At 73.8% G+C, this 15,862-nt stretch carries 14 protein-coding genes; 8 read left to right on the top strand and 6 right to left on the bottom strand.

Going from position 1 to position 15,862, the window contains the following annotated elements; translation table 11 throughout:
• Positions 1-415 precede the first annotated feature (415 nt).
• On the bottom strand, positions 416-1,792 hold the full coding sequence (gene radA, locus AB0399_RS22970) for a DNA repair protein RadA (RefSeq protein WP_328467672.1): 1,377 nt from the start codon (positions 1,790-1,792) through the stop codon (positions 416-418).
• Between the two features lie 152 nt (positions 1,793-1,944).
• Here radA and AB0399_RS22965 point away from each other — a divergent pair, with 152 nt between their 5' ends.
• Positions 1,945-3,636, top strand: coding sequence for a hypothetical protein (locus AB0399_RS22965; protein ID WP_329366094.1), 1,692 nt, complete (start codon positions 1,945-1,947; stop codon positions 3,634-3,636).
• Between the two features lie 66 nt (positions 3,637-3,702).
• Here AB0399_RS22965 and AB0399_RS22960 read toward each other — a convergent pair whose 3' ends face one another.
• The gene (locus AB0399_RS22960) at positions 3,703-4,470 is read right to left on the bottom strand and encodes a hypothetical protein (protein ID WP_366412622.1); all 768 of its coding nucleotides are present in this window, start codon (positions 4,468-4,470) and stop codon (positions 3,703-3,705) included.
• Between the two features lie 245 nt (positions 4,471-4,715).
• Here AB0399_RS22960 and AB0399_RS22955 point away from each other — a divergent pair, with 245 nt between their 5' ends.
• The 3 genes from AB0399_RS22955 to ilvD all read left to right on the top strand — a co-directional run bounded on the left by AB0399_RS22955 (position 4,716) and on the right by ilvD (position 8,883).
• On the top strand, positions 4,716-5,750 hold the full coding sequence (locus AB0399_RS22955) for a Ppx/GppA phosphatase family protein (protein WP_329366092.1): 1,035 nt from the start codon (positions 4,716-4,718) through the stop codon (positions 5,748-5,750).
• Between the two features lie 269 nt (positions 5,751-6,019).
• Positions 6,020-6,832 carry a sugar phosphate isomerase/epimerase gene (locus AB0399_RS22950; RefSeq protein WP_366412601.1) on the top strand — a complete coding sequence of 271 codons (813 nt, stop codon included), beginning with the start codon at positions 6,020-6,022 and terminating at the stop codon, positions 6,830-6,832.
• A gap of 197 nt (positions 6,833-7,029) precedes the next feature.
• A complete protein-coding gene (ilvD, locus tag AB0399_RS22945) occupies positions 7,030-8,883 on the top strand; it encodes a dihydroxy-acid dehydratase (RefSeq protein ID WP_329366089.1) in 1,854 nt (617 codons plus the stop codon).
• Positions 8,884-8,930: 47 nt separating this feature from the next.
• On the opposite strand, the gene AB0399_RS22940 is transcribed toward ilvD, so the two are convergent.
• Positions 8,931-9,806 (bottom strand): glycosyltransferase, encoded by an 876-nt coding sequence (locus AB0399_RS22940; RefSeq protein ID WP_329366087.1) that lies wholly within the window; start codon positions 9,804-9,806, stop codon positions 8,931-8,933.
• A gap of 186 nt (positions 9,807-9,992) precedes the next feature.
• On the opposite strand from AB0399_RS22940, the gene AB0399_RS22935 reads away from it, so the two are divergent.
• Entirely contained in the window at positions 9,993-10,538 is a 546-nt protein-coding gene (locus tag AB0399_RS22935) for a hypothetical protein (RefSeq protein ID WP_366412600.1), read from the top strand.
• Between the two features lie 99 nt (positions 10,539-10,637).
• On the opposite strand, the gene AB0399_RS22930 is transcribed toward AB0399_RS22935, so the two are convergent.
• Positions 10,638-11,324, bottom strand: coding sequence for an SDR family oxidoreductase (locus AB0399_RS22930; protein WP_366412599.1), 687 nt, complete (start codon positions 11,322-11,324; stop codon positions 10,638-10,640).
• Between the two features lie 81 nt (positions 11,325-11,405).
• Here AB0399_RS22930 and AB0399_RS22925 point away from each other — a divergent pair, with 81 nt between their 5' ends.
• Positions 11,406-11,978, top strand: coding sequence for a TetR/AcrR family transcriptional regulator (locus tag AB0399_RS22925; RefSeq protein WP_366412598.1), 573 nt, complete (start codon positions 11,406-11,408; stop codon positions 11,976-11,978).
• 152 nt (positions 11,979-12,130) lie between these two features.
• On the opposite strand, the gene AB0399_RS22920 is transcribed toward AB0399_RS22925, so the two are convergent.
• Positions 12,131-12,541, bottom strand: a complete 411-nt coding sequence (locus AB0399_RS22920; RefSeq protein WP_329366078.1) for a hypothetical protein — start codon at positions 12,539-12,541, stop codon at positions 12,131-12,133.
• A gap of 183 nt (positions 12,542-12,724) precedes the next feature.
• On the opposite strand from AB0399_RS22920, the gene AB0399_RS22915 reads away from it, so the two are divergent.
• Positions 12,725-13,210 carry a tetratricopeptide repeat protein gene (locus tag AB0399_RS22915; protein ID WP_366412597.1) on the top strand — a complete coding sequence of 162 codons (486 nt, stop codon included), beginning with the start codon at positions 12,725-12,727 and terminating at the stop codon, positions 13,208-13,210.
• A gap of 121 nt (positions 13,211-13,331) precedes the next feature.
• A complete protein-coding gene (gene proC, locus AB0399_RS22910) occupies positions 13,332-14,138 on the top strand; it encodes a pyrroline-5-carboxylate reductase (protein WP_329374048.1) in 807 nt (268 codons plus the stop codon).
• A 106-nt stretch (positions 14,139-14,244) separates the two neighbouring features.
• Here proC and trpS read toward each other — a convergent pair whose 3' ends face one another.
• Positions 14,245-15,324 carry a tryptophan--tRNA ligase gene (trpS, locus tag AB0399_RS22905; protein ID WP_329366074.1) on the bottom strand — a complete coding sequence of 360 codons (1,080 nt, stop codon included), beginning with the start codon at positions 15,322-15,324 and terminating at the stop codon, positions 14,245-14,247.
• Between the last annotated feature and the right edge of the window lie 538 nt (positions 15,325-15,862).

Raw genomic sequence — 15,862 nt, 5'->3', positions numbered from 1 at the left:
GCCCGCTGCCGGCGCGCCCGGAGGAGTCGCCCGCTGCCCTACGAGCCGGGGCGGCGCCCCCTGCCCGGTCGTTGGCTGCCACTCTGCTCCTCACGGTCGCTGCGTTTGGGCAAAGTTTACGACTCCCTGCGGGGGGCTTGGGCGGACCCGCCCGGGGTGGGGGGTGCTGTCGGTTGAGGGACCACCTGTTTGTGGGGGGTACGAAGGGGTCTCGCCGCTACGGTTTCCCGCCGTTGCCGGGTGCTCCTGGTGGCCTGCTGGGCGCGCAGTTCCCCGCGCCCCTGAGGGGGTGGCCCTTGCGGTCGTGCGTTCACACCGGTTCGTTGTGGGTTGCGCGCGCAGTTCCCCGCGCCCCTGGGTATGCCCGGGTCCCTTCGGGGTGAGCACGGGGGAGCCGCGCTTGCACCCCGGGGGGTCAGGCGCGGCGGGGGAGGGTGCGGAGGGCGTCGGAGATGTCGGCTACTTCGGTGACGCGCATGCCCGCAGGGATCTTGCCGGGGTCGGGGGGAACGAGGGCGTGGGTGAAGCCGAGGCGGTGGGCCTCGGAGAGGCGGCGCTGGACGCCGGTGACGCGCCGCACCTCGCCGGCGAGGCCGACCTCGCCGACGGCGACGAGGTTCTTCGGCAGAGGCGTGTCGATCGCGGCACTGGCCAGCGCCAGCGCCACCGCCAGGTCGGCCGCGGGCTCGGTGAGCTTCACCCCGCCGACGGTGGCGGTGTAGATGTCCTGCTTGCCGATGGACTTGATCCGGCCGCGCTGTTCGAGGACGGCCAGCATCATGGACACCCGGGAGTTCTCCAGGCCGGAGGTGGTGCGGCGCGGGGAGGGGATCTGGGTGTCCACGGTGAGCGCCTGCACCTCGGCGACCAGGGGCCGGCGCCCTTCGAGGGTGACGGTCAGGCAGGTGCCGGGCACGGGTTCGTCGCGGCGGGTGAGGAAGAGCCCGGAGGGGTCGGCGAGCCCGGTGATGCCCTCGTCGTGGAGCTCGAAGCAGCCGACCTCCTCGGTGGCGCCGTAGCGGTTCTTCACCCCGCGGATCAGCCGGAGCCGGGCGTGCCGGTCGCCTTCGAAGCTGAGCACGACGTCGACCAGGTGCTCCAGCAGCCGGGGCCCGGCGATCGCGCCGTCCTTGGTGACGTGGCCGACCAGCAGCGTGGACATGCCGCGTTCCTTGGATGCCCGGATCAGGGCGCCGGCGACCTCGCGGACCTGGGCCATGCCGCCGGGCGCGCCGTCGATCTCGGGCGAGGCGACGGTCTGCACGGAGTCCAGGACGAGCAGGGCCGGCTTGACGTCGTCGAGGTGGCCGAGGACCGCGGACAGGTCGGTCTCGGCGGCGAGGTAGAGGTGGTCGGCGAGGGCGCCGATCCGGTCGGCGCGCAGCCGCACCTGGGAGGCGGACTCCTCGCCGGTGACGTAGAGCGTCGGGTGCTGCGGCCCGGACGCCTTCGCGGCCACGTCGAGCAGCAGCGTGGACTTGCCGACCCCGGGCTCGCCGGCCAGCAGGACGACGGCGCCGGGCACCAGGCCGCCGCCGAGCACCCGGTCCAACTCGGGTACGCCGGTGGAGCGGGCGGTGGCCTGGGTGCCGTCGACCTGGGCGATCGGGCGGGCGGCTGATGTCACCCGGCCGGGGGCGGTGGTGCGGACCGCGGGCGCGCCGCCGAACTCCTCGACGGTGCCCCAGGCCTGGCACTCGCCGCAGCGGCCGAGCCACTTCACCGTGGTCCAGCCGCACTCGGTGCAGCGATAGGAGGGGCGGTCCTTGGACGCGGGTTTGCGGGTGGCCATGCGGTTCACCGTAGCGGGCGGGGCGGACAACCGCGTTCACTCGTACGTGTGGCCGTCCTGTCCCCTTTTTGTGGTGGATCATTACCCATATGGGTTAAACAAGGCCGGGAGTGCTGAACCGAGGGCGTTCGCGGGCCTACCGTCGCCCGGTGATGAGCAGGCAGGAAAGCCCCAACCCGACGCAGAGCACCGGAGCCCACCGCAAACACCGCGCTCCGGCCGGACGGCCGTGTGCCGACGCGGAGCCCGAGCGGGCCGGCCGGGTGCACGGCGGCCGCCGTGAGGGCCGTGCCCGGCGGCCGCAGGGCACGCTGCCCATGCAGCCTCCGGCGCACTACGAGCCGTATCTCGACGGCCTGTTCACGTACTGCCTGTCCATCCTGTGCGAGCACGACGCGGCGTCCGGCGCGCTCGGCGAGGTGCTGGCGCTGGCCGAGCGGCAGCGGGTCAGGCTGCGCGACCCCGGGCTGCGCAGGCCGTGGCTGTACGCGCTGGCCCGGTGGGTGTGCCTGCGCCGGCTCGCGGCGGGCAAGCCGGTCGCGCCGCACACCTCGGAGTCGGTGGCCGAGCAGCGGCGGGCCCAACTCGCCTCGCTGGCTTGGCCGGAGTCGGCCGGCACCAGTCCGGAGCAGCGTGAGGCGCTGGAGCTGGCGGTACGCCACCAGCTCGCGCCGCGCGAAGTCGCGCATGTGGTCGGGCTCGACGCGGAAGCGGCCAGGACCCGGCTGGCCCGGGCCGCCTGCGAGGTGGAGCGGACCCGTACGGCGATGGCCGTCGTGGACACCGGCAGCTGCCCGGAGGTGGCGCAACTGGCCGGGGACACGCAGGTGCTCCTCGGTACCGCGCTGCGCACCGAACTGGTCCGGCACGTGGACGACTGCCCGGTGTGCCGGCGCACCGCCGAGCGGGTCGTCGCCGACGGGCCGTGGCCGGGCGCGGCCGACGCCGCGGCGGTGCTGCCGCTGGTGGAGGCGCCGCGCTCGGCGGCGTACGCGGCGCTGCTGCACGCCATGGACACCGGGTTCGGGCGGGCCCGGGAGTCCACGCCGCGCTTCGACCGGCGCGGCTTCCCCACCGACCTCGGCGACAAGGCGGCCCGGCGGGCGGTGCTGCGGCACCGGGCGGTGACCACCACGGTGGTCGCTGCGGTCGTCGCCGCACCCGTGCTCGCGGTGTGGGCGGCCTACCGGGCCACCCCGCTGGGCGAGAACTCGCACGACGGGCGCAGCGCGTCCGCGCCGGACGGGATCGACGGGGTGCCGTACGAGAAGGCGGGGAACGCCGGGCCGTCACCGAGCGCGCCCGCCGCGCCGGAGGGCTCGGGGGCGCCGTCGTCCGCGGGGGCGCCGCAGGACGCGACCGTGGCGGTCAGCGGGGGCACCGCGCCGCCGGCCTCCTCGGTGCCCAAGGGCGCGGGGTGGCTGGAGGTCTCGGCGCGGCCTGGCTACGGGCGTACGTACGTCACGCTCACCGCGGGGGGCGCCGCGCCGGTGAGGTGGGTGGCGGCCACGTCCGCGTACTGGCTGGAGTTCTCGGCGCGTTCGGGCACCTTGAAGCCAGGGGAAACGGTCACTCTGGAGGTCCGGGTGGACCGCTCCCTGGAGCCGTCCGGGTCGTGGTCGGCGCAGATCCGGTTCACGCCGGGCGACGCGACGGTCACCTTGCAGGGGTCCTCCCGGCGGTCGGTGCCACCGGTCTCCGCGCCGCCGACCGGGGGGAGCACCGAGAGCAGCTCCCCGCCGCCGAGTTCGTCCTCTCCGCCGCCGAGCAGCACCCCTCCGACGCAGTCGGCCACTCCCACGGACAGCTCCACGCCGTCCGCATCGGCGACCCCCTCCGGGTGAGCGGGCGGGGAACCCTCGAACACAGGTAACCCTCGGACGCAGGGAACCCCGGGACGCAGCCCGCGGCTACTCCCGGGGGGTCGCCGGGTCCGCCGGGTGCGGCGCCACCAGGGGCAGCGCGGACGCCAGCCGCGCCTCGCACAGCGCCGCCAGTTCCGCGTACCCGGCCGCCCCCATCAGCTCCGTGAGCTCGGGCCGGTAGGAGACGTAGACCGGCTCCCCCGCGCCGTGCGCGGAGGTCGCCGAGGTGCACCACCAGTGCAGGTCGTGGCCCCCGGGGCCCCACCCGCGCCGGTCGTACTCCCCGATCGACACGACCAGCACCCGGCTGTCGTCGGGCCGGTCCACCCAGTCGAAGGTGCGGCGGATCGGCAGCTGCCAGCACACGTCGGGCTTGGTCTCCAGCGGTTCGCGGCCCTCGCGCAGCGCGAGCGCGTGCAGCGCGCAGCCCTGCCCGCCGGCGAACCCGGGCCGGTTGGAGAAGACGCAGGCGCCGTCCACCACGCGGGTCTGCCGCTCGCCGTCCTCGTTCTCCTCGGCCCAGAACCCGTCCGCGCCGGTGCCGATGTCGTGGAACTGCCAGTCGTCCGCAGTGAGTCGGGCCACGTGCCCGGCGACCCGCTTCTCGTCGTCGTCGTCCGAGAAGTGCGCGCCGAGCGAGCAGCAGCCGTCCTCCGCCCGGCCGGCCACGATGCCCTGGCAGCCGCTGCCGAAGACGCACGTCCAGCGCGAGGTGAGCCAGGTCAGGTCGCACCGGAAGACCTGTTCCTCGTCGGCGGGGTCGACGAACTCCACCCAGGCCCGGGCGAAGTCCAGCCCGGCCTCGTCGGGCACGCCTGCCTTGCTCGCCGCGGTCGTCCCGGCGCTCTTCTTCGTGCCCTTGCGGGTCTTCACCTTCGCCACGCGCCCAAGCGTAAGACCGTAATGCGCCGAATGCGGTCACGCGGGTCCGGGGCGCCGGACCGGAGCGGGCCGGCTGGTGCGAAGAAGGCCGCCGAACGCGGGTGCCGGACCCGGCGCCGAATACGGGCGGCGCCGGCCGGCGCCACCCGGCAGCACCGCTGGCTACAGTGCTGCCCATGCGACTGGGAGTGCTCGACGTGGGTTCCAACACCGTTCACCTCTTGGTGGTGGACGCGCACCCGGGCGCGCGGCCGCTGCCGGCGTACTCGCACAAGGCCGAGCTGCGGCTGGCCGAACTGCTCGACGTGCGCGGCGCGATCGGCGGGACCGGGGTGGACCGGCTGGTGAGCACCGTCGCGGACGCGATGCGGGTGGCGGAGGACAAGGGCGTCGAGGACGTCCTGGCGTTCGCCACCTCCGCGATCCGCGAGGCCGCCAACGGCGAGGAGGTGCTGGACCGGGTCGAGCGCGAGACCGGTGTACGGCTGACGGTGCTGTCCGGCGCCGACGAGGCCCGGCTGACCTTCCTCGCGGTACGCCGCTGGTTCGGCTGGTCCGCGGGCCGGCTGCTGGTGCTGGACATCGGTGGCGGCTCGCTGGAGGTCGCCTTCGGCATGGACGAGTACCCGGACGCGGCTGTCTCCCTGCCGCTCGGCGCCGGCCGGCTGACCGGCAGCTGGCTGCCCGGCGACCCGCCCGCCACCGCCGACGTGCGCGCCCTGCGCAAGCACGCCCGGGCCGAGATAGCGCGTGCCGTGCCGGAGTTCGCCCGGCTGGGCCGCCCCGACCACGCCGTCGGTACCTCCAAGACGTTCCGCCAGCTCGCCCGGATCGGCGGCGCCGCCCGCAGCGCGGACGGCCTGTACGTGCAGCGCACGCTGCGGCGCGAGGTGCTGGAGGAGTGGGTGCCGCGGCTGGCCGCGATGAGCGCCGCCCGCCGCTCCGCGCTGCCCGGCGTCTCCGAGGGCCGCGCCCGGCAACTGCTGGCGGGCGCGCTGGTCGCCGAGGGCGCGATGGACCTCTTCGACGTCGACGAGCTGGAGATCTGCCCGTGGGCGCTGCGCGAAGGGGTGATCCTGCGCAAGCTCGACGTGATGGTGGGCGAGGTGGCCTCGGCCGCGCGGGACCGGGCCGCGGGTCCCGGCCCGGCCGCCTCCTCGGTGGCCCCGGAGGACCTGCCCGCCTCCTCGGTGGCCCGCCGCCCCGCCTGAGCCGGCGCCGCCGCGGGCGGCCGTACGAGCGGTCGCCCGCGGGCGTACGAGCGGCCGCGCGGCCGTCCACGTGGCGCGTGTCATACGAGGGCGGTCCGGCGGCTCCACGAGCGGCCGGGCGGCGGTCGGCCGGGCGCCGTCCCACCGGCGGCGGTGCCGTTCGTCCGGCCGGTCGCCGTACGCTGGCTTGCGTGCCAGAAGCAGCGGACCGACCCGAGGCGCGCGACGCCCGCCGAGGCCGCGTCGCCGCCGTGTCCGGTATTTCGGGAATGCGCGATTCGTCCGGCAGGAAGGACGTGAAGGTCGCGCTGTCCACCGCCTCGGTCTACCCCGAGTCCACCGCGACCGCGTTCGAGATCGCCGCGCGGCTCGGCTACGACGGCGTCGAGGTCATGGTGTGGACCGACCCGGTCAGCCAGGACGTCGAGGCGCTGCGCCGGCTGTCGGACTACCACCAGGTGCCGATCCTCGCGGTGCACGCGCCGTGCCTGCTGATCACCCAGCGGGTGTGGTCCACCGACCCGTGGACCAAGCTCCTGCGGGCCCGCGCCGCCGCCCAGCGGCTGGGCGCCTCCACCGTCGTGGTGCACCCGCCCTTCCGCTGGCAGCGCGGGTACGCCCGCGACTTCGTGCGCGGGGTGTGGCGGATGGCCGACGAGACGGACATCCGGTTCGCCGTGGAGAACATGTACCCCTGGCGCTACCGCGACCGCGAGATGCTCGCGTACGCCCCCGACTGGGACGTGACCAAGGAGGACTACCGGCACTTCACGGTCGACCTCTCGCACGCGGCCACCTCGCGCAGCGGGGCGCTTCAGATGGCCGCGCGGATGGGCGACCGGCTGGCCCATGTGCACATGGCCGACGGCAACGGCTCGGCGAAGGACGAGCACCTGGTGCCCGGGCGCGGTTCGCAGCCCTGCGCGGAACTGCTGGGCGCGCTGGCCTCCGGCGGTTTCGGCGGGCACGTGGTGATCGAGGTGAACACCCGGCGGGCGATGTCCGCGGCCGAACGCGAGGAGGACCTCGCGGAGGCCCTGGCCTTCACCCGGCTGCACCTCGCTGCCGTCCGGGTGCCCTGACCCTCCCCGCCGGCCCGACCTCCTCTCCGGGCCCGACCCTCCCTCCGGCCCGGGGCCACCATGCGGACGGGACGTCCGAATCCTGGGCCGCGGGCGTAGGCTCGTCGTCCAGGCAGTCGCGAGTCCCGGCAGCGCAGACTCGTACGAGCGAAGTGGACCCGAGGGGCGAAACCCGGGTCCAAGAAGGAGGGGAAACCGTGCCCGAGCTGAGGTCACGTACGGTCACCCACGGCCGCAACATGGCCGGCGCCCGCGCGTTGATGCGCGCGTCCGGCGTCGCCAACTCCGACATCGGCAAGCCGATCGTCGCGGTCGCCAACAGCTTCACCGAGTTCGTACCGGGTCACACGCACCTCCAGCCGGTCGGCCGGATCGTCTCCGAGGCGATCCTCGCGGCGGGCGCGGTGCCGCGCGAGTTCAACACGATCGCCGTGGACGACGGCATCGCGATGGGCCACGGCGGCATGCTCTACTCGCTGCCCTCCCGCGACCTGATCGCCGACTCCGTGGAGTACATGGTCCAGGCGCACTGCGCGGACGCCTTGATCTGCATCTCCAACTGCGACAAGATCACCCCGGGCATGCTGATGGCCGCGCTGCGCCTCAACATCCCGACGGTCTTCGTCTCCGGCGGGCCCATGGAGGCCGGCCGCGCCACCCTCGTCGACGGCACCGTCCGCAAGCTCGACCTGATCAACGCGATCTCCGACGCCGTCAACGACGACGTCTCCGACGAGGACATCCTCCGCATCGAGGAGAACGCCTGCCCGACCTGCGGCTCGTGTTCCGGCATGTTCACCGCCAACTCGATGAACTGCCTCACCGAGGCGATCGGCCTGGCCCTGCCCGGCAACGGCTCGGTGCTCGCCACCCACACCGCCCGCCGCGCGCTGTACGAGAAGGCCGGCGCCACCGTCGTGGACCTGGCCAAGCGGTACTACGAGCAGGACGACGCGTCGGTGCTGCCGCGTGCCATCGCCACCCCGGCCGCCTTCGAGAACGCGATGGCGCTGGACATCTCGATGGGCGGCTCCACCAACACGATCCTGCACCTGCTGGCCGCGGCCCAGGAGGCCGAGGTCACCTACGGCCTCAGCGAGATGGACGAGGTCTCGCGCCGCGTGCCGTGCCTGGCCAAGGTCGCGCCCAACGTGGCACCCGGCGGCACGTACTACATGGAGGACGTGCACCGGGCCGGCGGCATCCCCGCCATCCTCGGCGAGCTCTACCGCGGCGGGCTGCTCAACGAGGACGTGCACACCGTGCACTCGCCCTCGATCAAGCAGTGGCTCGACACCTGGGACGTGCGCGGCGGCTCCCCGTCGCCGGAAGCCGTCGAGCTGTGGCACGCCGCCCCCGGCTGCGTCCGCTCCGCCGAGGCGTTCTCCCAGTCCGAGCGGTGGGACACCCTCGACACCGACGCGGCCGGCGGCTGCATCCGCGACGTCGAGCACGCCTACTCCAAGGACGGCGGCCTCGCGGTGCTGCGCGGCAACCTCGCCGTGGACGGCGCCGTGGTGAAGACCGCGGGCGTCGACGAGTCGATCTGGACCTTCGAGGGCCCGGCCGTCGTCTGCGAGTCGCAGGAGGAGGCCGTCGAGAAGATCCTCGCCAAGCAGGTCACCCCCGGCGACGTGGTGGTCATCCGCTACGAGGGTCCGCGCGGCGGCCCGGGCATGCAGGAGATGCTCTACCCGACGTCCTTCCTCAAGGGCCGCGGCCTGGGCAAGGTCTGCGCGCTGGTCACCGACGGCCGCTTCTCCGGCGGCACTTCGGGCCTGTCCATCGGCCACGCCTCGCCCGAGGCGGCCTCCGGCGGCACCATCGCGCTGGTCGAGGACGGTGACCGGATCAGGATCGACATCCCGAACCGCACCATGGAACTGCTCGTCTCCGACGAGGAGTTGGCCACCCGCCGGGAGGCCCTGAACGGCGTGTACGCGCCCCGCGACCGCACCCGCCACGTCTCCACCGCGCTGCGCGCGTACGCGGCGATGGCGACCAGCGCGGACAAGGGCGCCGTGCGCGACGTCACCCTGCTGGAGCGCTGAAGCCCTGAACCCGGCCTCGCCGAGCCCCCGTTGATCGATCGGCGCGATCAGATCAGCGGGGGCCGGCCGAGCCGGGTCATCCGCCACGCGGTGGACCACCGCATCGGGCGGCGCGGCGGGCACGGCGTACGCACGCCCTCGACGAACCCCGCGCACCACGCCTTGAGCCCGGCCCCCGACCGGGTGCGCGCCACGGTCAGCGCCGTCCACACCCCCAGGTACGCGGGCACCAGCAGCACCGGGAGGTGGCGCTTGGCCAGCCAGACCCGGTTCCTCGCGAGGTTGCGGTAGTAGACCGCGTGCCGGGTCGGCGACGTCCACGGGTGCTGGAGCACCAGCTCCGGCGCGTACCGGACGTTCCAGCGCGCGTCCAGCGCGCGCCAGGCGAGGTCGGTCTCCTCGTGCGCGTAGAAGAACGGGTCCGGCCAGCCGCCGATCTCGTCGAGCATCCGCATCGACAGGCCGTGCCCGCCGCCCAGGAACGTGGTCACCAGCCCGCCGCGCATCGGATCGGACGCCCGCAGCCGCGGCACGTGCCGGCGGGCGGTGCGCCCCCGCTCGTCCGCGATCCGGAAACCCACCACGCCCAGCCGGTCGTCGGCCTCGTACAGCGCGCACAGCCGGGTGAAGACGTCGGTGCCCAGCAGCAGCCCGTCGTCGTCCAGGTCGACCACGACGTCCACGTCGCCGAACTCCCGCAGGGCCTCGATCGCCACGTTGCGGCCGCCGGGAATCCCGAGGTTCTCGCTCAGCTCGACCGTGGCCACCTCCTTGGGCAGATCCGGCAGCGGCGAGCCGTTCCCCACGACCACCACCCGCGTCGCCGGGGTCTCCTGCGCCGCCACGGACTCCAGCAGCGCGAGGAGTTCCGCGGGCCGGGTGCCCATCGTCAGAATGGCAACACCTACACGAGGGTGGCGCACGGGTGAAGTCTCCGTTCCTCGGGTCCGACCCGCAGATGCTAACGCCACGGCCTACGCAACCCCGGCGCGAATCCACGAGCTTTAACGGCTCTGGGGCTACTCCTGACACGGAACGGCCCGCGCCGCGCCGGTGACCGGGCCGGCGGCCGGACGGGCGCGTCGGGCCGATCCCGCATAATCGATGACGTGAGCGACACCCATGGGCCCGGCGAGGACCGCGACCGTACGGCCGGAGCCCCGCGGCCCGAGCCGATCCGGTTCTTCGGGACGACCTGGGTCGGCCACGATGGCGGCTACGCGCTGCGGCGGGTGGGCGTGGCGGCCGGGTCGCTGGTGAGCGCGGTGATCGGCGCGCTGGTGCTGCTCTTCGGCTTCCAGGGCCTGACGGACGCCGACGTCGGCCTGTTCGTGAACGTCCTGGCCATCGCCGGTTTCGCGGTGTGCAGCGTGCTGATGTTCGCCCGGACGTGGCGCGGCTACGTACGCGGCCGCCCCTCGGCGTCCGGCGCCGACCCGGACACGGGCGGCTCGATGCAGGGCCTGTACGTGATCGGCTTCGTCGGCGCGCTGCTGGCGTACTTCGTCCGGAGCCTGTACGAGGCGCCGGGGGAGCGGCTGCTCCGGGCGGAGTACGAACAGGCGCGGGAGCAGTACGAGCGCCGCCGGGCGCAGCGCACCGGCAACCCGGCCGGCCGCGGCAAGGTCCGCGGCGCCGCCAAGCGCCGCCGGTAGCGCCGCGGCCCGGCCGCATCACCGCATCCGCGCGCCGTAACGGCCTCGCGCCCTCGGTCGCGCCGCCGTTCGCCCGCCGCTCGCCGCCGTGCGCCCTCGTCACGCCACCGTGAACCCGCCGTCCACCGGCAGGATCGAGCCCGTCACGTAGTCCGCGCCGATCACGTAGCGGATCGCGCCCGCGACGTCCTCGGAGGTGCCGACCCGCCCGGACGGGACGGACTCCGCGGTGGCGGCGAACTGGGCCGCGCGCTGCTCCTCGGGCAGGAACGCCCACCAGTCGGTGTCGATGACGCCCGGCGAGACCGCGTTGACCCGGACCGGGGCGAGGTCGGCGGCCAGCGGGGAGACGATCCGCTCGATGGCGCCGTTCACCGCCGCGAGCCCGGCCAGCCCCGGCAGACCGGCACGCGCGGACGCCGCCGAGAGCAGCGTCACCGACCCGGTGACCCGCGCCCGCTGGACGGCGAACAGGTAGGCGAAGAGCTTGCCGTCGAACGCGGCGCGTATGTCGGCGAGTTCGGTGTCCTTGATCGGGCCGACGCCGACATGGCCCGAGCTGAAGGCGAGCACCAGGTGCTCGAAGGCGCCGATCCGCTCGAAGAACGCGGCGACCGCGTCCTCGTCGGTCCCGTCGACGCGCTCGGCGGTCAGCCCCTCGGCGGCGGCCGCCGCCAGCCGCTCCCGGTTCCGCCCGGTCACGACGACCTCGGCGCCGTCCGCCCGCAGCGCCCGGGCCGTCGCGAGCCCGATGCCGGCCGTGCCGCCCATGATCACCACACGCATGTCAGTGCTCCCTCGTTGATTCGATACGCGATGTCTCGTTTCTATATCGAGACGTGCCGTCTTGTAAAGTAAGGTGAGCGCATGACGGGTGACCGGCGGCCGGGGCGGCCACGCAGCGAGGCCGCGCGCCAGGCGATCCTGGGCGCGGCGATCGACGAGTTGAAGGAGCGCGGATACGCCGCGCTGACGGTGGAGGGCATCGCCGCGCGGGCCGGCGTCGGCAAGCAGACGATCTACCGCTGGTGGCCGTCGAAGGCGGACGTCGTGCTGACCGCGCTGCTCGACCTGTCCGAGACCACGATCGCGGTGCCGGACGAGGGCTCGCTGGCGGAGGACCTGAGGGGATTCCTCGCCGAGACCTTCCGGCAGCGCGGGCAGCGGCCGGTGCTGGCCGGCCTGATGGCGCAGGCGCTGCTCGACCCGGTCTTCGCGACGGCGTTCCGGGAGCGCTTCCTGTTCCGGCGGCGCGCGGTGCTCCGGGAGATCCTCGAACGGGCCGCCGCCCGTGGCGAGATCGCGTCCGACCTCTCGCTGGAACTGCTGATCGACGTGGTCTACGGCGTGCTGTGGTACCGGCTGCTGATCGAACACGCGCCCCTGGACGACGAGGCGGGTCGCCGGCTCGCGGACCTGGTGCTGCGGGCGGTGCGTTAGCGGAGCCGGTGGGGATAGGGGAGCCGGTGGGATCGGCGGGTGTGGGGAGCCGGTGGGGCGGGCGCGGGTCGCCGGCGGTCGCCCCCGTACGCGTACCGCCGTCGCCCGCGAACCGTGCCCGCGGTTCGACGCCCGTGGAGGGTGCTCGCGCGTTACGCCCGAGACCTGCTGAACGTGCCCGCGACGCCGACCACCGCCGCCACCACGGCACCGTGCCACAGGCCGGTCCACACCGACCCGAAGAAGCCCTGGCTGGTGAGCACCTGCCGCACCACCACGTCGGTCAGGAACATCATCCCGGCCGGCACGGCGGCCACCTGCCACGGGTGCGAGCGCGCCCAGCGCCTGATGCGGTGGTCCCGGCCGGCGCCCCGCGAGGAGTAGCCGAGCACCGAGCCCGCCCCGCCCACGCAGAAGAACAGCAGCGCGGCCACCGACAGCGCGCTGCTCAGGATGCCGAGCCCGAAGTGCCCGCCCACGAGGTGCAGGACCAGCGACACTCCACCGCCCAGCGCGCCCACGACCGCGGCCGGCCGCCAGGGTCCGAGGGTCACGGAAGCCACGGCCAAGTGCCGCTTCTCCGCGCCCGATACAGAGATTTCACGGGATGAACGACTCATACCGCAACGGTCCACCCCGCCCCGCCCGCACGCCATAGGGGATGACCCTGAGCCGCCCCCTACCGGTCCCTACCGCCCCGGGAGTACCCGCCGTACGGCGTGACCGCGTGCGGCATGATGGCGGCCATGACCTCGTACGACGCGCACGCCGCGGCCGAAGCGACCCGGCTGCGCGAGGCAGGGGACCGCGACGCCCTGCTCGCCCTCGCCGCACGGCACCCGCAGGACCCCGCCGTCGCGTACCAGACCGCCTGGCTGCACGACCGCCTCGGCCTCGAATCCGAAGCCGTCCCGTTCTACGAGACCGCGCTCGCCGTCGGCGGCCTGGACGACGAGGACCGGCTCGGCGCCCACACCGGCCTCGCCAGCACCTACCGGGTACTGGGCCGGTACGACGACGCGCTCGCCGCCTTCGACCGCGCCCTCACCGAGTACCCGGGCGACCCGGCCCTGACCGCATTCCGCGCGATCGCCCTGCACAACCTCGGCCGCTCCGGCGACGCCGTGGCCGACCTGCTCAAACTCCTCACCGCCACCAGCTCCGCACCCGCCGTCGCCCGCTACCGCCGCGCGCTCGACCACTACGCCGACCACCTCGACGAGACGGTCTGACCCCCGGTTCACCTGCCCGAGGAGTGGACGCGGCGACCACCTCGCCCCCGCCCCTGCGAGGATGACCGGACAGGGAGCCCCGTACCGCTTGAGGTGAACCGCCATGACCGCCACCACCGCCCTGACGCAGACCGTCGCCGTGCTCGGCACCGGGAAGATCGGCGAGGCGCTGCTCTCCGGGATGATCAGGGCCGGCTGGGCCCCCGAGAACCTGCTGGTCACCGCCCGCCGCACCGAACGCGCCGAGGAACTGCGGACCCGCTACGGCGTCGAGGCCGTCGGCAACGCGCACGCCGCCAAGACCGCCGACACCCTCATCCTCGCCGTCAAGCCCCAGGACATGGGCGCCCTGCTCGCCGAGCTCGCCCCGCACGTCGGCGCCGACAAGCTCGTGATCAGCGCCGCCGCCGGCATCCCCACCGCCTTCTTCGAGGAACGCCTCACCGAGGGCACGGCGGTCGTCCGGGTCATGCCCAACACCCCCGTGCTCGTGGACGAGGGCATGTCCGTGATCTCCGCGGGACGGCACGCCGACGAGACCCACCTGGCGCGCACCGAGGCGATCTTCCAGCCGGTCGGCAAGACCCTGCGCGTCCCCGAGAAGCAGCAGGACGCCGCCACCGCGCTCTCCGGCTCCGGCCCCGCCTACTTCTACTACCTGGTCGAGGCGATGACGGACGCCGGCATCCTGCTCGGGCTGCCCCGCGCCCAGGCCCACGACCTCATCGTCCAGTCCGCGATCGGCGCCGCCGTCATGCTGCGCGACAGCGGCGAGCACCCGGTGAAGCTCCGCGAGGCGGTCACCTCGCCGGCCGGCACCACCATCAGCGCCATCCGCGAGCTGGAGAACCACGGCGTGCGCGCCGCCCTGATCGCGGCGCTGGAGGCCGCCCGCGACCGCAGCCGCGAACTGGCCACCGGCGTCTAGCCGTTCATACGGCAGCGGCGGGCCGGCCGGCCTTCGGAGCCGCGCGCCGGGTCACCCACGTGGGTGACCCGGCACACCACGTGGGTGACCCGCGGCCCGCCCTTGCTCACGCCGGACGCAGCAGCCCGATCGCGTCGTACGCCGCGTCGACCGTCGGCCGGGCCAGCGCCCGGGCCCGGGCCGCACCCTCGCGCAGCACCCCGTCGACATACGACGGATCGGCGCTGATGGCGGCGTGCCGCGCCCGCAGAGGCCGCAGCAGCTCCACCACCGCCTCGGCCGTGTCCGCCTTCAGCACCCCGATCCCGTCGTACCGCTCCGCCAGCGCATCCGGCTCCTCACCCGTGCACGCCGACAGGATCTCCAGCAGGTTCGCGACCCCCGGCCGTGCCTCGCGGTCGTACGACACCCCCGGCTCGCTGTCCGTCACCGCCCGCCGGACCTTCTTGACCACGGCCTCCGGCTCGTCCAGCAGGTAGACGATCCCGGCCGTCGCCGCGTGCGACTTCCCCATCTTCGCCAGCGGGTCCTGGAGGTCCATCACCCGCGCTGCCACCGCCGGCACCGTGGCCCTCGGCACCACGAAGGTGTGGCCGTAGCGCTGGTTGAACCGCACCGCCAGGTCCCGGGTCAGCTCCACGTGCTGCGTCTGGTCCTCGCCCACCGGCACCTCGGTCGCCCCGTACGCCAGGATGTCCGCCGCCATCAGCGCCGGATACGTCAGCAGCGACAGCCGCACGCTCTGCCCGGAGGTCCGCGCCCGCGCCGACTTCTCCTTGTACTGGATCATCCGGCGCATCTCGCCGTCCGTGGCCACGCACTCCAGGAGGAACATCAGCCGGGTGTGCTCGTCCACGTGGCTCTGCGCGAAGACCGTGCACACCTCCGGGTCCAGCCCGGAGGCCAGCAGCAGTCCCGCCGTCTGCCGGCTCAGCCGGCGCACCCGTGCCGGGTCGTGCTCCACGGTCAGCGCGTGCAGGTCCACCACGCAGAAGAGCGACTCGGCCCGGTGCTGGTCCACCTCGGCCCACCGCCGCATCGCGCCGAGGTAGTTCCCCAGGGTGAGGTGCCCGGTGGGTTTGACCCCGCTGAAGATACGGGCGCTCTGTGGCCGCGCCGGCTGGTCCCTGTTCCCACCCGCGGCAGGCTGTGTCGCCTCTGCGGATTCCTGCGTCGTCGCCGTCATGTCCGTCGTCTCCTGTGTCCTGTGTCCTGTGACAGATCGGAGACCGCCGCCCGGTGTGCGACCGAGGGCACAACGCAAACGGCCGCCGAGGCGGCGGCCGTTGGATGCATACGTCAGTCCCGGGCCGCCCTAGGCGGCCCACCACTGGGTGCTGTACGTACACGAGGTCATGTCCACCACAGTAGCGCGCCAGGTGGTGGCGCGACAGGTAGTGCCGTGACAGGTGTCCGTGGGGTCCCGATCCGGCGGAGGTTGACACGGGCGCGGGGGATGCGTAGTGTCCTCCGGGTTGTCCGACGTGAGCGCCGACCTCGGTTGGTCCCCGGACAACCATTCCGCAGTAACCATTCGAGTCGAACGCGCATTGCCGTGTTCGCCTGTCTGTGCGCTTTTGGAATGCCCGGCGGAACGGGAAGCGGCCGATTTGGATCGGCCGCTGAACATCCGCTAAAGTCTCACTCGTCGGAACGGCCGAAGGGCCGGAAAGACAAACCCCGCTGACTGGGGGTCAGGCACTGGAAAGCGTCTGATAGAGTCG

The sequence above is a fragment of the Streptomyces sp. NPDC088194 genome (assembly GCF_040702025.1).
In the GTDB taxonomy this organism is placed as follows: Bacteria; Actinomycetota; Actinomycetes; order Streptomycetales; family Streptomycetaceae; genus Actinacidiphila.
Note: the sequence above shows the minus strand (reverse complement) of the source record. Positions and strands in the feature narration are given on the sequence as shown.

What these genes read in the sequence shown, in the direction of transcription:
- radA (WP_328467672.1), bottom strand. Translation starts at nt 1,792, where the DNA reads ATGGCCACCCGCAAACCCGCGTCCAAGGACCGCCCCTCCTATCGCTGC.
- AB0399_RS22950 (WP_366412601.1), top strand. Translation starts at nt 6,020, where the DNA reads ATGCGCGATTCGTCCGGCAGGAAGGACGTGAAGGTCGCGCTGTCCACC.
- AB0399_RS22955 (WP_329366092.1), top strand. Translation starts at nt 4,716, where the DNA reads ATGCGACTGGGAGTGCTCGACGTGGGTTCCAACACCGTTCACCTCTTG.
- AB0399_RS22925 (WP_366412598.1), top strand. Translation starts at nt 11,406, where the DNA reads ATGACGGGTGACCGGCGGCCGGGGCGGCCACGCAGCGAGGCCGCGCGC.
- AB0399_RS22915 (WP_366412597.1), top strand. Translation starts at nt 12,725, where the DNA reads ATGACCTCGTACGACGCGCACGCCGCGGCCGAAGCGACCCGGCTGCGC.
- trpS (WP_329366074.1), bottom strand. Translation starts at nt 15,324, where the DNA reads ATGACGGCGACGACGCAGGAATCCGCAGAGGCGACACAGCCTGCCGCG.
- AB0399_RS22930 (WP_366412599.1), bottom strand. Translation starts at nt 11,324, where the DNA reads ATGCGTGTGGTGATCATGGGCGGCACGGCCGGCATCGGGCTCGCGACG.
- AB0399_RS22965 (WP_329366094.1), top strand. Translation starts at nt 1,945, where the DNA reads ATGAGCAGGCAGGAAAGCCCCAACCCGACGCAGAGCACCGGAGCCCAC.